Source organism: Brevibacterium samyangense, assembly GCF_039529845.1.
Classification (GTDB): Bacteria; Actinomycetota; Actinomycetes; order Actinomycetales; family Brevibacteriaceae; genus Brevibacterium; species Brevibacterium samyangense.
This window is the reverse complement of the sequence record NZ_BAAANO010000004.1, coordinates 100805-115751: the sequence shown is the minus strand read 5'-3', so window position 1 is coordinate 115751 and position 14947 is coordinate 100805. Positions and strand designations below refer to the sequence as shown.

The 14947-nt window shown below is 68.2% G+C and carries 14 protein-coding genes and 1 tRNA gene; 7 read left to right on the top strand and 8 right to left on the bottom strand.

Annotated features, from left to right (window positions below; genetic code table 11):
• Positions 1–11: 11 nt before the first annotated feature.
• From ABD172_RS01870 to upp, 3 genes are all read right to left on the bottom strand, one after another.
• Positions 12–935: an endonuclease/exonuclease/phosphatase family protein gene (locus ABD172_RS01870; RefSeq protein ID WP_344306432.1), complete on the bottom strand. Its 924-nt coding sequence runs from the start codon at positions 933–935 to the stop codon at positions 12–14.
• A gap of 53 nt (positions 936–988) precedes the next feature.
• On the bottom strand, positions 989–1786 hold the full coding sequence (locus tag ABD172_RS01865; protein WP_344306430.1) for a winged helix-turn-helix domain-containing protein: 798 nt from the start codon (positions 1784–1786) through the stop codon (positions 989–991).
• A 430-nt stretch (positions 1787–2216) separates the two neighbouring features.
• Positions 2217–2852, bottom strand: a complete 636-nt coding sequence (upp, locus tag ABD172_RS01860) for a uracil phosphoribosyltransferase (RefSeq protein ID WP_344306428.1) — start codon at positions 2850–2852, stop codon at positions 2217–2219.
• Positions 2853–2933: 81 nt separating this feature from the next.
• On the opposite strand from upp, the gene ABD172_RS01855 reads away from it, so the two are divergent.
• From ABD172_RS01855 to ABD172_RS01845, 3 genes are all read left to right on the top strand, one after another.
• A complete protein-coding gene (locus tag ABD172_RS01855; protein ID WP_344306426.1) occupies positions 2934–3497 on the top strand; it encodes a tRNA adenosine deaminase-associated protein in 564 nt (187 codons plus the stop codon).
• Between the two features lie 69 nt (positions 3498–3566).
• Complete coding sequence (tadA, locus tag ABD172_RS01850; RefSeq protein WP_344306424.1) at positions 3567–4028, top strand: tRNA adenosine(34) deaminase TadA; 462 nt, start codon at positions 3567–3569, stop codon at positions 4026–4028.
• A gap of 103 nt (positions 4029–4131) precedes the next feature.
• Positions 4132–4222, top strand: a tRNA-Ser gene (locus tag ABD172_RS01845).
• A 192-nt stretch (positions 4223–4414) separates the two neighbouring features.
• Here ABD172_RS01845 and ABD172_RS01840 read toward each other — a convergent pair.
• Both ABD172_RS01840 and ABD172_RS01835 read right to left on the bottom strand, forming a co-directional pair.
• Positions 4415–5686, bottom strand: a complete 1272-nt coding sequence (locus tag ABD172_RS01840; protein ID WP_344306422.1) for an aminotransferase-like domain-containing protein — start codon at positions 5684–5686, stop codon at positions 4415–4417.
• Positions 5687–5705: 19 nt separating this feature from the next.
• Positions 5706–6815, bottom strand: coding sequence for an alpha/beta hydrolase (locus ABD172_RS01835; RefSeq protein WP_344306420.1), 1110 nt, complete (start codon positions 6813–6815; stop codon positions 5706–5708).
• A gap of 37 nt (positions 6816–6852) precedes the next feature.
• On the opposite strand from ABD172_RS01835, the gene ABD172_RS01830 reads away from it, so the two are divergent.
• Positions 6853–7929: a histidinol-phosphate transaminase gene (locus tag ABD172_RS01830; protein ID WP_344306419.1), complete on the top strand. Its 1077-nt coding sequence runs from the start codon at positions 6853–6855 to the stop codon at positions 7927–7929.
• A gap of 64 nt (positions 7930–7993) precedes the next feature.
• Positions 7994–9424, top strand: a complete 1431-nt coding sequence (locus tag ABD172_RS01825) for an FAD-binding oxidoreductase (protein WP_344306417.1) — start codon at positions 7994–7996, stop codon at positions 9422–9424.
• A gap of 145 nt (positions 9425–9569) precedes the next feature.
• Here ABD172_RS01825 and ABD172_RS01820 read toward each other — a convergent pair whose 3' ends face one another.
• Positions 9570–10382, bottom strand: a complete 813-nt coding sequence (locus tag ABD172_RS01820) for a fumarylacetoacetate hydrolase family protein (RefSeq protein ID WP_344306415.1) — start codon at positions 10380–10382, stop codon at positions 9570–9572.
• 111 nt (positions 10383–10493) lie between these two features.
• Here ABD172_RS01820 and tgt point away from each other — a divergent pair, with 111 nt between their 5' ends.
• On the top strand, positions 10494–11747 hold the full coding sequence (gene tgt, locus ABD172_RS01815; RefSeq protein ID WP_344306574.1) for a tRNA guanosine(34) transglycosylase Tgt: 1254 nt from the start codon (positions 10494–10496) through the stop codon (positions 11745–11747).
• Here tgt and ABD172_RS01810 read toward each other — a convergent pair.
• Both ABD172_RS01810 and ABD172_RS01805 read right to left on the bottom strand, forming a co-directional pair.
• Entirely contained in the window at positions 11707–12588 is an 882-nt protein-coding gene (locus ABD172_RS01810; protein ID WP_344306413.1) for an SGNH/GDSL hydrolase family protein, read from the bottom strand. The two genes, tgt and ABD172_RS01810, sit on opposite strands and share 41 nt — an antisense overlap.
• Positions 12589–12764: 176 nt before the next feature.
• Positions 12765–13508, bottom strand: a complete 744-nt coding sequence (locus ABD172_RS01805) for a queuosine precursor transporter (protein ID WP_344306411.1) — start codon at positions 13506–13508, stop codon at positions 12765–12767.
• 65 nt (positions 13509–13573) lie between these two features.
• Between ABD172_RS01805 and ABD172_RS01800 the strand changes: the two genes are divergently transcribed.
• Complete coding sequence (locus ABD172_RS01800; RefSeq protein ID WP_344306408.1) at positions 13574–14824, top strand: MFS transporter; 1251 nt, start codon at positions 13574–13576, stop codon at positions 14822–14824.
• The last annotated feature ends 123 nt before the right edge of the window (positions 14825–14947 follow it).

The window sequence follows — 14947 nt, the reverse complement described above, 5'->3', positions numbered from 1 at the left end:
CTCGGGCCGGGTCAGTCCCCGAGGTCGAGGCGGGTGAGGACTGCGCGGTGGTCGCTCGTGCCGCGCGGCAGTACCTCGTCGCTCACCGGGGTGAGCCCGCGGACCATGACGTGGTCGAGGCGGGTGACCGGGAAGACCGACGGCCAGGTGTAGCCGAAGCCGCCTCCCACGGCCTCCCGGGTCTCGACGAGCATGTCGTCGAGCCGGGCGAAGTAGCGATCGGAGTACGCGGTATTGAAATCGCCCGCGACGATGACGTGCTCGGCCGGATCCTTCTCGATGACGTCGGCAAGGGTGTCGAGTGCTTTGTTGCGCAGGGATTCCGCGCCGGGCCGGACCGAGGGCAGGTGCACGGCATAGAACCGGACATCACCGTGGTCGGTGCTCACGGTCGTGGCGAACGCGCGCGGCCACTCCATTCCGAGGTCGATCTCCTCGGGCTTCGACAGCGGCCATTTCGACCACACGCCGAGAGACTCGGCCGACCGTGCGTGTTCATAGTGTTCGGAGAGCTGCTCCGTGATGATCTGCCCGGAGAGGGACTCGATCTCCTGGATCGCGACGATGTCCGGTTCCTCCGCGATGATGTTCTGCGCGGTCGCCGTGGGCTGCGGGAGCCTCGCCCCGACGTTGTGGGTGGCGACGACGAGGTCCGCGGACTCGGCTTCGGCGGCCGGGCGCAGGTAGACACCGAACATCGAGCCCCACACGAGGCACGGAACGAGCAGACCGATGACGCTCACGACGGAGAACCGGATGAGCGTCGCGAGCGCGAGCACGGCGAGGAGCACCCACGACCAGGGCAGAACCGACTCGACCACGAGGGCGAGACCACGGGTCGTGGGAATGAGCGTGTGCATCCCGAGGAGAGCGGCCACGACGAGGCCGCTCACGAAGACGAGGATTCCTTTGGAAGGGTTCTTGCGGGAAGACATCGCGGACGATTCTAGGTCCGCAAACTGACCGGTAGCTGGAGGATCGGTCCCGGTCAGGCGCGGCTCGCAGTGGCCTTCCAGACCTCGACGTCCGGGTGTTCGTCGAACCGGTACCCGGTGCCGCGGATGGTGCGCACGACCGAGGAGTAGCTGCCGAGTCGTTTCCGCAGGCGGCGGACGTGCACGTCGACGGTGCGTTCGTCGGGGCGGTCGGCCTCTCCGTTCCACAGCGCTTCGATGAGATCGTCGCGCGAGAGGGTCGTCCCCGGTCGGGAGACGAGCGTGGCGAGGAGATCGAACTCCTTCGTCGTGACCGTGACGAGTTCCTCGTCGATGTGCACTTCGCGGCGCGGGATGTCGATCCGCAGGCCTGCCGCGTGAACCGCCGGACGGAGGTCCTCGCGGGCGGCCGGCGGCCGGATCCGGGACGGGATGCGCGAGCGGACCGGGCCGTGCCGGCCGGCAGGCGTGCCCGAGGCCGCGCTCGAACCAACGGAGACCGAGCGGACCGCGTCGAGATCGCTGCCGAGGCCGTGCGGGGCGAGCGCGATGATCGCCTGCGTCTGGGCCTGGGTCGAGAGTTCGTGGGCGTATTCCTGGAGGGCATGGGCGATCGCCGCGAGGTTCGTGCCGTCGGCGGCGGCCTTGGACTCGTCGAGTCCGATGTACAGGATGATGCCGCGTGCTGCCTGAGGCGACGGTGTCACTCCCGCAGGTCCGAGGGTCCGGGGTGCGGTGCGGGGGTCGACCGGGGTCAAGCGCGCTCCTTTTCGGGCAATGGCGGCGGCACTGCGCGGGTGTGCTGCCTCCGCGGGGGAGATGACGGGGGTCGGCGTGGGTTCGACGCTCATGTGGATGGGACCTTTCTTCGGGCCGACGACCGATGTCGCTCTTCGCTGCGGGCTGTCGGGTACAGGCGTACCCTCCGACGCGAGGATGCCGTTCGCGACCGTGGCAGCGGGGTCAGTGGAGGTCGCGAACGCAGCGCATGGAACGCGGCTGCGAGGAGCGGGGTGGGCCGTCGTGGTGCCCACGGATCGCGTCGGGGAACGTCGTCATGGCTGTCATTGTTCTTCACAGAGGATGGGGGAATCAACGGATCCGTCCAGAATCCGGCACTTTGTGACGCTGTGTGACTTCATCGCAGCGGCGACGCCCCAATTTCCGCGAATCCGAACGGTGTGAGGCCTGTTGCGGACATGACGCAATATGACGAAAAAGGGCGGTACGTGCTGTTGCACGTACCGCCCTCGGGTGCCCGTACGGTCCCGGGCGAGCGAATCAGACGACGCCGTAGAGGCGATCGCCGGCGTCTCCGAGTCCGGGGACGATGTACCCGTGCTCGTTGAGCTTCTCGTCGAGAGCGGCGGTGTACACGGTGACGTTCGCGATGCCGTCGTAGCGCTCCTCGAGCGCCTTGACGCCCTCCGGGGCACTCACGAGACAGATCGCGGTGACGTCGTGAGCGCCTCGGGCGAGGAGGTAGTCGATCGCCAGGATGAGGGTGCCGCCGGTCGCGAGCATCGGGTCGACGACGTAGACCTGCCGGTCGGTGAGGTCCGTGGGGAGGCGCTCGGCGTACGTCGACGCCTCGAGGGTCTCCTCGTCGCGGACCATGCCGAGGAAACCGACCTCGGCGGTCGGGATCATCCGGATCATGCCCTCGAACATGCCGAGGCCGGCACGGAGGATCGGGACGACCACCGGGCGCGGGCCACTGATCTCGACTCCGGTCGTGGGGCCAACGGGAGTGGTGATCTCCTTCGGGCTGACGCGCAGGCCCCGGGTCGCCTCGTAAGCGAGGAGGTACACGAGTTCTTCGGTGAGGAGACGGAACCGTGCCGAATCCGTGCGTTCGTCACGCAGGACGGTGAGCTTGTGGTCGATGAGCGGGTGATCCGGGACGTGGAGTTCCATGGTAGGAATCTACCGGAGCGCGCCGGGTGGGAGTAGATCAGGCCTTGGAGGAGGGGTGGAAATCACGTCACAATAGGAGCCATGTCGTACTTCACCGAGATCCTCTGCGAACACAACGGCGAGTTCCAGGCCGTCGACCTGGACCTGTGCGATTCCTCGACCCTCGACGACCTCGTCGACACCATGCGCAGCGCCGGCGACGCCGACGGCGAGGCCGTGGCCGTGATCGAGCACGAGGACGCCTGGTTCGCGCTCGTACGCCTGTGTGCCGACGACGAGGTGAAGGTCTTCATCTCGAGCATCGAGTCCGCCGCCGAGAGCCCCTTCGCGGACCTGCTCGTCGATTACCTCGACTCCCCGGACGACGAATACGAACCCGAGGAGGACACCTTCGACGACGAAACCGGTGTCGCTGTCGATGACGACGAGGATGTCGACGACGACGACGACGAGGAGGAGATCTCGATGTTCGTCCCCGATCCCGACGACGAATGGGGCGGCGACGCGGACATCTATGCCGACCGGGGCGTCGCACCGCAGGAACTGCTCGATCAGGTGGCGAAGTACCAGTCCGATCCGGCCCGGGTCGTCGCCCACATCGGCGAGATCGTCGGCTTCGCCGACCAGCTCGAAGCCGCACGCTGAGGTGAACCCGCTGCAGCGGCCGTGTGTCTCACCTCGGAGGATCCTCCGTGCTGTGAAGTACGCGCATTCGTGAAGCACAGACCCGAATACGAGGCGTGGATGCACCGCGCACTCGGCCTCGCTCGCAAGGCAGCGGCGGCCGGCGACGTCCCCGTGGGTGCGCTCGTCGTCGATGCCGACGGCCGGATCGTCGGCGAGGGATTCAACCTCCGCGAGGTCGCCCACGACCCGACGGCGCACGCCGAGGTGGTGGCCCTGCGCAAGGCGGGGGAGGCACTCGGGCGGTGGCGCCTCGACGGGTGCACGCTCGTCGTCACACTCGAACCCTGCGCGATGTGTGCAGGTGCGTCCGTCGCCGCGCGCGTCGACCGGATCGTGTTCGGCGCTTTCGACGACAAAGCGGGAGCAACGGGTTCGGTGTGGGATCTGGCGCGGGACCGGGCGTCCCTCCACCGGCCCGAGGTGTACGCCGGGGTCCTCCTCGAGGAGTGCACCGAGGTGCTGAGCGAGTTCTTCGCAGCACGGCGCTGAAGCCGTTCCGGTGACGCGCACGCGAACCGGGGGTGAACGTGATCTCGCTCTCAGAGTCCCGCAGGATTTTGGTGCTCACCGGGAAATCTGTAAAGTATTCAGCGGTAGCGTGTCCGAGCGGCCGAAGGTGCAACACTCGAAATGTTGTGTACGGTAACCCCGTACCGAGGGTTCAAATCCCTCCGCTACCGCCAAGGGAAATTCCCGGAACATCACGGATGTTCCGGGAATTTTGCATTCACACGAGCGCACCGACTCGTTCTCACGCGGAGGCGGCGCGAAAGCAGCAGTTTGCGCTGGTGGGAAGGTTTCATTCCCGGGGTGCCAGAGCACACCGCTGCTTTCACACGTCGGGGTTCGCCCGACCGTCCACCGTCACGTCCCGTTCACCCCCGGAGCCGCTCGATCGAGCGGGCGAGGCGGTCGACGCCCTCGGCCATCCGCTCGGCCGGGGTGCGGGAGAAGCTCATCCGCAGCTGTGCGCTCGCCCGCCCGTCCGCGAAGAACGGGGACCCTGGAACGAAGGCAACGCCGTTCTCGATCCCGACGCCGGCGAGCTCCTTCGTGTCGACACCCGGCACGTCGAGCCACGTGAAGAAGCCTCCCTCGGGAACGGTCCACGTTGCGAGACCGTCCAGTCGGTCCTCGAACGCACCCACGAGCGCCGAGGCGCGGGCGGCATACGCCTCCCGGATCCGTGGCAGGGAAGCGGCGTAGTGGCCCTCGGTGATGAGCGCCTCGAGAATGCACTGTCCGAGCGCCCCGGCGCACTGGTCGGTGTTCGTCTTCGCCTCGGCCATCGCCCGGATCACCGTCGCGGGCCCGCACGCCCAGCCCATCCGGGTCCCCGGGGTGAAGGTCTTCGAGAACGTGCCCGTCTGCACCGTGACGTCCGGGCCGATCTCGTAGATCGACCGCAGGTACGACCCGTCGAACGCGAGGTCGCGGTACGCGACGTCCTCGAGGAGGAGCAGCCCGAGTTCCCGGCAGAGGTCGACGAGTTCCCGCCGCCTGTCCTCCGCGAGCAGCAGCCCCGACGGATTCTGGAAGTCGGGGATCACGTACACGAACTTCGGGGTGCGGCCAGCGGCACGTGCGGCCTCGGCGGCTTCGCGCACCGACGCGGGGACGAGCCCGTGTTCGTCGTTGCGCATGGACACCGGTTCACCGCCGTGCGACCTGATGACGTTGAAGGCGCCGAGGTACGAGGGTGCCTCGACGAGGACCGCGTCCCCGTCGTCGAGCATCGCCTTGCACGCGAGGGTGAGCGCATCCACCCCGCCCGAGGTCACCATGAGCTCGTCCTCACCCGGAACGTGTCCCTGGTTCCGCGCGATGTCCGCCCGGAGTGCCTCCCGCAGGGACGGCAACCCCCAGTTCGAGGCGTACTGGAGCGCCACCTCGGGCCGGGTCCCGATCTGCTTCGCCGCGATCTCCCCGAGGAGATCGGTGTCGTAGAGCGTCGTGTCCGGGAACCCGCCGGAGAAGTCGACGAGGTCGCCACCTGCGGCGGCGAGGGCGAGGATCGCCGAGAGCTCGCTCGGTCCGCCCTGGGCGCGGAGGGCGAGGCGCTCGTGCCACTCGAGCGGCGCCTCAGCGGCGGCGGGACCGGCGGCACCGGTGACGGGGGACAGGGGAGAGGAGGAAGTTGCACTCATGGCGCCATGGTAGGCCGAACTACTGCGCGACGAACCCTCGGACGAACTTCTCGATCCCCTCGAGCGCCGCGAGCGCAACGGGGGCGGAGGACAGGTGGATGTCGTGGAGCGCCCCCGGCAGGCGCTGGATGGTGACGAGCGGACCGAGGGAGAGCGCACGCCGGGCGATCGCATCGACGTCGAGCACGATGTCCGCCGTGCTCATCACCGGCCGGTACGCCGCGTTCCGGTAGCTCACGGTCGAGGTCTGCACGAGCACGGGCGCACCGATCGCGAGGCCTTCCTCGACCTGTGCGTGCCCGTCGAACACCGCACTCAACCATCCCGGGTACACGGGGAAGCTGCCCGCCGGTTTGAGTCGCAGGTCGTACGGCGGGCGGCCCATCGCCGTTGCCACCGCGAGCGTGTAGAAGTTCGGCATCTGCATGGGCAGTGGAGTCCGCCACGCCTGCTTGCTCCCGAGCCCACCGAGCCCGAGCAGCGGCCGGAGGATCTTCCGCGCGGTCGTGCTGAACTGGAACTCGAGCCACGGCGAGTTGAGGACCAGCGCCGCAGCCCTGCCCGGATGCCGGTGCGCCCACAGGCTGAGGACGAGCCCACCCGTCGAATGCCCTTCGAGCACGAGCCGTGCCTCCGGGTGTTCACCGGCGATCACCTCGAGCGCGAGCCCGATCTCCTCGTCGTACTCGTCGAGGTTCTCGATGTATCCCGGCCGCGTGGTGAGCCCGGTGCCGGCGAGCGGACCGTCCTCGAGTGCCCGGCCGTTGCCGTCGAACCCCTTCGCGAGGAGGCTGCGCCCGTACCCACGCAGATCGAGCGCATAGAAGTGCGCTCCCAGCCGCGCCCAGAACTCCGCGACCTTCGTGTGGAAGAAGTAGTCGGACCACCCGTGGACGAACAGCACGGTGAGTCCCGCCGCCGGCCCGATGCCCGCGACCGGTCCGCGGTACGCCACGAGGGTCGCCTGTTCCTCGACGGTGGGTAGGGATTCTTCACCGGATCGCGAACCCACCGATCCCGGTGTCCCCTGCTCCTGCTCCGCCTCCATCGGCGTCACCTGCTCGAGCGGCAGCGCCCGGGACTCGTACGGTGCACCCAGTAGTTCGTCGTCGCGCCACGTGGACTCCATGGCCGCCATTGTTCCAGTGTGTGAAAACATGAGCGTCATGACCACGCAGTTCCGCCTCCGCCAGGCCCTGGAGACCACTCCGGCCTACGTCCCCGGCAAGCCCGCAGCGGCACCCGCGGGCATCACCTCGTACAAGCTCTCCTCGAACGAGCTCCACCTCGCACCGCTGCCCGCTGTCACCGAGGCGATCACGGCGGCCGCCGTCAACCCGGCGCTCTACCCGGACCCCGGCGCCGGTGCCCTCACCTCGGCACTCGCGGCGCACCTCGGGGTCGAGGAGGCGAACGTCCTGTTCGCCGCCGGTGGTGCGGAGATGCTCTCCGCCTACGCGCTCGCCACCCTCGAGGCGGGGAAGAACGTGGTCTTCCCCTGGCCGTCCTTCGAGCTCTACCCGCAGCTCGCCGCCCGCCAGGGTGCCGAGGCGAAGCCCGTTCCCCTCACCGCGGACTTCCGTCACGACCTGCCGGCGATGGCCGCCGCGATCGACGCGAACACCGGCCTCGTTCTCCTGTGCTCACCGAACAATCCGACGGGCCCGGCTCTCCGTCACACGGAACTCGAGGAGTTCCTCGCGCAGGTGCCCTCCGATGTCGTCGTCGTCCTCGACGAGGCGTACCTCGAGTTCTGCACCGACCCCGAGGCGGCCGACGGACTGGCCCTCACCCGCCGGTTCCCGAACCTCGCCCTCCTCCGCACCTTCTCGAAGGCGCACGGCCTCGCCGGACTCCGGATCGGCTACACGGTCGCGGACCCCGCACTCGTCATGGAGCTGCGCCGCACCGTCCTCGTGTTCTCCGTGTCCCAGGTGGCGCAGGCCGCGGCCCTCGAATCCGTGAAGCGCTACGCCGAGGTGGAGGTGCGGGCCAAGCAGGTCGCCGCCATCCGCGACGATCTCGTCGCCGGCCTGCGCGCCCAGGGCTGGAACATCCCGGACGCCCAGGCGAACTTCGTGTGGCTGCCCGTCACGGACGAGGAGGCGGCGTCCCTCGAAGCCGCGTTCGCCGCCTCGGGCCTGGCCGTGCGGAAACTGCCCGGCGGCATCCGCATCTCCATCGGTGAATCCGCCGCGATGGAGCGTGTCCTCGAGATCACCGCCGGCGGTCCCGGCGCCTGAGGCGCCCCGCACCACTTTCCCCTCTCCTCGTCCCCTCCCCGTTCGTTCCCCTCAGGAAGGCCCCATGACCGCCGTACTGCTCCCGCCGTCCGCGGACCTCGACCTCGCACCGCTCGCTGCGGCGCTCACGCCCCGCGCACTCGTCACCGACCCCGACGTCGTGGCCGCGCACTCCGAGGACAAGGCGTTGTTCTGCGCCGTCGGGCAGGCGCGGGCACTCGTGCGGGCGGCGACGATCGAGGACGTGCAGGCGACCCTGCGGTTCGCCCACGCACACGCGGTCCCGGTCGTCCCCCAGGGGGCGCGGACGGGGCTCTCCGGTGGAGCGAATGCGATGGACGGCGCGATCCTCCTGAACGTCGCGAAGATGAACGCGGTGCTCGACGTGAACCCGGTCGAGAAGACCGCGACGGTGCAGCCGGGTGTCGTGAACCTCGACCTCAAGAAGCACCTCGAACCCTTCGGGCTCGCGTACCCGCCCGATCCCGGCTCGGTCGCGATCAGCTCGATCGGCGGCAACGTCGCGACGAACGCCGGCGGCCTGTGCTGCGTGAAGTACGGGGTGACCCGCGATTACGTGCGGTCCCTCAAGGTCGTGCTCGCGGACGGTTCGCTCACGACGGTGGGCCGGCCGACCGCGAAGGGCGTGGCCGGTTTCGAGCTCTCGCACCTCTTCGTCGGGTCCGAGGGGACGCTCGGGGTCGTCGTCGAAGTGACCCTCGACCTCGTCCCGGCCCTGCCTGACCCGCTCACCGCCGTCGGACTGTTCCCCACGAGCACTGCGGCAGCCCGCACCGTCACCGCCTTCATGGAGTCCGGCGCCCAGCCCTCCATGCTCGAGTTCATCGACGGTCCCACGATCGGGATGATCAACGCGTACGGCGATTTCGGACTCGACGACGGCACCGGGGCGATGCTCCTCGTGCAGTCGAACGGCGACGGCAGCCCCGAGCGGGCACAGGCGGAACTCGAGTCCTTCAGCCGGATCGCGCGCGAGAACGGCGCCACCGACGTCACGTACTCGGACGACCCGCGCGACTCCGAGCTCCTCGTCGCAGCCCGCCGCGCCATCAGCCCCGCGATCGAGGCTTACTGCCACCGGGAGCACCTCGGCGAACTCGTCGACGACGTGTGCGTGCCACTCGCCCGCATGGCCGACTTCTCCTCCGCGCTCGATGCGATCAGTGCGCGCTACCCGGACAATCTCATCGCCTCGTGCGCCCACGCCGGGGACGGGAACTTCCACCCGTGCGTGTTCTTCGATCAGGACTCCGAGGAGTCCAATCGCCTCGCGCAGGAGGCGTTCGGGGAGATCATGGCGGCGGGACTCGCACTCGGGGGCACGATCACCGGTGAGCACGGGGTCGGGTACCTCAAGGCCGAGTGGCTCGCGAAGGAGCTCGACCCGGCCTCCCGCGCGCTTCACCTCGCGATCAAGAACGCCCTCGACCCCAAGGGGATTCTCAACCCCGGTAAGATGCTCCGCGCGCTCTGAGCTCCCGGGGTCCTCCTCAGGCTCAGCGCACCGTCGGCTTCGGGACACGCGCGATTCCAACACTTTGACTCCGGAGGCACAGTTCGTCCTGTACCCCCGGCGTCAAAGTGCTGCTTTCGCCGGGCGTTCGCGCGCCCGCGACCGCTCACACGATCCGGTTGCGCACCTCGCCGATGCCGGTGATCTCCACGGAGATCTCGTCGCCGGACTTCATCCATGTCTGTGAGGCCATCCCGACCCCGCCCGGGGTGCCGGTGAAGACGAGGTCACCGGGGTTCAGCGTGATGATCGTCGAGAGGTAGGCGACGAGGTCGGCCGGCCCGAACACGAGGTCACCGGTCGAGTCGTCCTGCTTCACCTCGCCGTTGAGGCGCGTCGTGATCCGCGCCTGTGCGGGATCGAACTCGTCGGCGGTGACGAGCACGGGACCGATCGCACTCGAGGCCTCCCACATCTTGCCCTGCACCCATTCCTCGGTCCGCATCTGGTACCCGCGCATCGAGAAGTCGTTACCGACGGTGTACCCCGCGATGTACTCGTGGGCCTCCTCGGCCGGGATCCGACGGCCGGACTTCCCGATGACGAGGACGAGTTCGCCCTCCCAGTCGAGCTTCTCGTCCTCGGCCGGCGCCTCGACGTCCGCGAACGGGTCCGCGAGCGACTCCGCGAACTTCGTGAACACCGTCGGATGCGTGGGCAGTTCCATGCCCACCTCGAGGATGTGGTTGCGGTAGTTGAGGCCGATGCAGAACACCTTGCCCGGGCGGGTGATCGGCCTCAGGAGGGTCGACTCGGCGGTGGGGATCTCCCCGCCCGAGGCGCCCCGCGCCTTCTCGAGTCCCGCCGGGTCCGCGAGGACCGCGGCGACGTCCGGGAAACCGGGGACCGGCACGTAGCCGTCGGCCTCCTGCCGGGCGGCGATCGTGTGGGTGCCGAGATCGAGGGTCGCGAGTTTCATGGGGAGGAGACCTTTCACGGAGGTGGGGGTGCGGGGGAGGGTGGTGACGGCCACCACTGTCACCAGGGGAGACCCTAATCGACCTTCTAGAATGGGGCGGTGACTTCTCAGATGCAGAATCAGGAGCCGCCCGCTGCGGGCTCGGCCCCGGTGAACGACCGCTCCGCTTTCGGATTCGACGTCGGGACCCGGATGGAGACGGGCGGCCGGACGGGAGTCATCCACACCCCGCACGGTGATATCCGGACTCCCGCGTTCATCCCGGTGGGGACGAAGGCGACGGTGAAGGCCGTGAAGCCCGACGACGTGCGCGACCTCGGGGCGCAGGCGGTTCTCGCGAACGCCTACCACCTCTATCTGCAGCCGGGCCCGGACCTCGTCGACGAGGCCGGCGGTCTCGCGGAGTTCATGGCCTGGCACGGTCCGACGTTCACGGACTCCGGCGGGTTCCAGGTGATGAGCCTGGGCTCCGGGTTCAAGAAGGTCATCTCGATGGAGACCCCGGACGAACAGAACGACGACGCGGTCGCCGCCGGCAAGGAGCGCCGCGCGAACGTCGACGACGACGGCGTCACCTTCAAATCGCACCTCGACGGCAGTTTCCACCGGTTCACGCCCGAGGTGTCGATGCAGGTGCAGCACCAGCTCGGTGCGGACATCATCTTCGCGTTCGACGAGCTCACGACTCTCGTGAATACCCGTGGCTATCAGGAGGAATCGCTCGAACGCACCCGACTGTGGGCCGAACGCTGCGTGGCCGAGCACCAACGGCTCACCGAGGAACGCGCGCACCGGCCCTACCAGGCACTCTTCGGTGTGCTCCAGGGTGCCCAGTACGAGGACCTGCGGCGGAAGGCGGCGCGGGACCTCGGGGCGATGGACTTCGACGGTTTCGGCATCGGCGGGGCGCTCGAGAAGGAGAACCTCGGGACGATCGTCCGCTGGGTGTGCGAGGAACTGCCGGAGAACAAGCCCCGGCACCTCCTCGGGATCTCCGAGCCGGACGACCTCTTCACCGCGATCGAGGCGGGCGCGGACACCTTCGACTGCGTGTCCCCCTCACGGGTGGCTCGCAATGCGGCGATCTACACCCGGGACGGCCGGTACAACCTCACGGGAGCGAAGTACCGCCGGGACTTCTCGCCGCTCGATCCCGAGTGCGACTGCTATACGTGCCAGAACTACTCGCGGGCGTACCTGCGGCACCTGTACAAGGCGAAGGAGATGCTCTTCTCCACCCTGTGCACGATCCACAACGAGTACTTCGTGCTCGACCTCGTCGACCGGATCCGCGCCTCGATCGAGGACGGGACCTTCTCCGAGGTCAAGGCCGAGGTGCTGGGTCGCTACTACGCGAAGAAATGACGGCGTTGTCCTGATCCGTGGTCTCCTGGTGGAAGTGCCAGGCCTCCTGCACGCCGGACCACACGACGTCGCCCCACAGCCGGTACCCGCGGGCGTTGGGGTGGAAGAAGTCGCCGGAGCAGTGGAAGAAGTACTTCACCGGCCACAATTTGCGGGTCTCCACGTAGAGATCGGCGAGGACGAGGTCGTGTTTGATGACCTCGGCGTGGATGAGGTCGTTCGCGGCGCGCACCCGTGATTCGTAGGGAGGGATTCCGAAGCTCGGGATCGTGCTCACGACGGTGCCCGCGGGGAGTTTTGCGAAGAGCCGCACGAGCGTCCACTCGAATCCCTCGAGTGTGAAGTTCGGGTCGATGATGTCGTTGCCGCCGATGATGCACGTGACGATGTCGGCGCCTCGGCCGGTGGTCTCCCTCAGTTCCGCCTGCACGTTGTCGAACAACGGCAACTGGTGTTCCATGAGCAGCCACGAGCTGGCGCCGGGCACCGAGAGGTTCGTCGTGCGCACGGGCCTGCCGGTGAGTTCCGCGAGTTCGTTCTCGACGTGGACGACGTACCCGCGTTCGGGGTCCGCGACCCCGACTCCCGAGGCGGCCGAATCGCCGAGCACCACGTAGTTGAGCAGATCCGCGGCCTCGTGGGCGGTCTCGTCGTGTTCGGCCAGGCGCGCCCGCCAGAACTTCGGGTGGGCGCTCGACTGTTTGCGGATCGTCCACAGGGACCGGCCGTAGAAGGCCGCTCCTGTGGCGACGACTCCTCCGAGGGTTCCGAGCGCGGTGCCGATGAGGGCGCCGGAGAGCGTCCGGCCGGCCGGTGTTGTCACGTTTGCGTCGATGTCCATGGGCGTCTTCGTTCTGCATGACCGGCCCGGTGGTGAGCACCGGTCGGTGTGGATCCTGGTACCGACGCTACGCGCGTCGGGTGCGCAGGGACCGCCGGTCCGGTCATGCGAACTCGGGAGGGCCGGACCGTGGACGCGGCCCGGCCCCCGGGGAGGTCCCTCGTCCGAGGGTGGCCTCAGACGGTTTCCTCGCCGTACGTCGGTTCCCTGCGCTTCACCATCGTGATGACCCGATATGTGACGGGCATGAGAATCACCTCGACGGCGACCTTGTAGACGAATCCGGTGATGACGTAATTGAGGAAGTCCCAGCCGGGGATGACTCCGGCGAAGGCGACGGTGCAGAAGATGAGGGTGTCGGCGGCCTCGCCCACACCGGTGGAGGTGAGGAGGCGCACCCACAGGTGCTTCTCGCCCATCGCGCGCTTCACCCGGACGAGCACCCAGGAGTTGAGGAGCTGACCGACGAGGTATCCGGTGATCGACGCGAGGACGATGCGCGGGTAGAAGCCGAGGGTCGCCTCGAACGCGGCCTGATTCTCGTAACCGGGGCCGGCAGGAGAGATCTGGACGAGGAAGAAGACCGCGGTCGCGAGGATCTGCATCGCGAAGCCGGTGAGGACTGCGCGGCGGGCGGCGCGGAAGCCGTACACCTCGCTGATGATGTCGCCGAGGATGTACGCGACCGGGAAGAGGAAGGCACCGCCGTCCGTGACGATCGGGCCGAAGCCGATGACCTTGGTGGCACCGATGTTGGAGATGAGGAAGACGCAGCAGAAGACCGCGAGGATCGTCGCGTAGAAGGGGCCGCGGGTGGAGGCGAACCGGGCGAGTGCCTCGGAGGCGGAGGGTGTTTCGGAGGGGTTTACCGCCGGAGCTGCAGGTGTGCGCTCCGGCTGCCCAGGTGCGTGCGGGGTCATGACGGGAACCTTTCGGTCGATGGTGGAGGCAGGGGTTCGCGGCGCGGGGTCTAGAGTGAGAACCCGTGAGTGATTTCGAGGGCTATCCGAAGGGCGATCCGAGAACGAAGAGGATCGAGATCGGGCTCCTCGTCGCCGGGATCGCCACGTTCACCCTGCTCTACGGAACGCAGGCAATTCTTCCGTACTTCACGCGCGAATACGGCATCACACCGTCCCAGGCAGCCCTCTCTGTGTCCGTTTCCACAGTCGGGCTCGGGATCGGTCTCATCGCAGCGGTGCCGGTGTCCGAGCGCCTCGGCCGTGTCACGCTCATCCGGTTCTCACTGCTCGCGTCCTCGGTCCTCGGGATCCTCACGGCGTTCATCGGTGACTGGACGTGGTTCCTCGTCGCCCGGTTCCTCATGGGCTTCGTGCTCGCGGGGCTGCCGGGAACGGCCGCGGTGTACCTCAAGGAGGAGATCCACCGCAGTTATGCGACGACCGCGACGAGCATCTACATCTTCGGCACGACCCTCGGGGGTCTGAGCGGACGCATCGTGTCCGCGGGTGTCATCGAGGTCGTCGACCGGACGGGACTCGCGGACGTGCTGCCGATGGGCGCCTCGAACCTCAGCATCCTCGCGACCGCCGTCCTCGCGAGCATCTGCGCGGTCCTGTGCTGGATCCTCCTGCCCCAGTCCCGCGGTTTCACCCCGCACCGGGACTCGGTCGGGCTGCTCGTGCGGAAGTTCGGAAGAGCGCTCAAGGACCCGGTGCTCGTCGGCCTGTACGTCACCGGCGGGCTCGGGATGGGCACGTTCATCGGCACCTTCAACTCCCTCGGCTTCCGACTCGAGGAGGCACCGTACCTGCTGTCGATCGGTGCGGTGAGTCTGCTCTACTTCGTGTACCCGATCGCGGGATACAGCTCCGTCCTCGCGGGGCGCGCGGCCGACCGGTACTCCCTCCGGGCGGTTCTGCCGTTCGGGCCGCTCCTCGGCATCCTCGGAGTGCTCCTCATGGCGCCGAGGCCGCTCGTCCTCATCATCACGGGCATGGCGATCATGGCGATCGGGTTCTTCATCATGCATTCGCTCGCGTCCGCGTGGGTGGCGTCCCGCGCCGTCGCGACGACGGGCGTCACCGCACAGGCGGCCTCGCTCTACACGCTCACGTACTACGTGGGCTCGTCGATCAGCGGTAACCTCACGCCGCTCGCCTGGGAACACTTCGGGTGGCTGGGCGTCACCTGGACGGGCGTCGGCCTCATGGGCGCCGGATTCGTCATCTCCCTGCTGCTGCGCCGCAGCCGCCCCGCCGCCCCGCAGAACTGAGGACGCCCCCGGCCCCGCCCATCGGGGCGTTCACTGTCGTCGATCGTGCGGATTCTCGGCGGAATCCCGCACGATCGACGACAGCGTAGGGAGGGGTCGCGCCGAGGTCGCGATTCCCTGCGG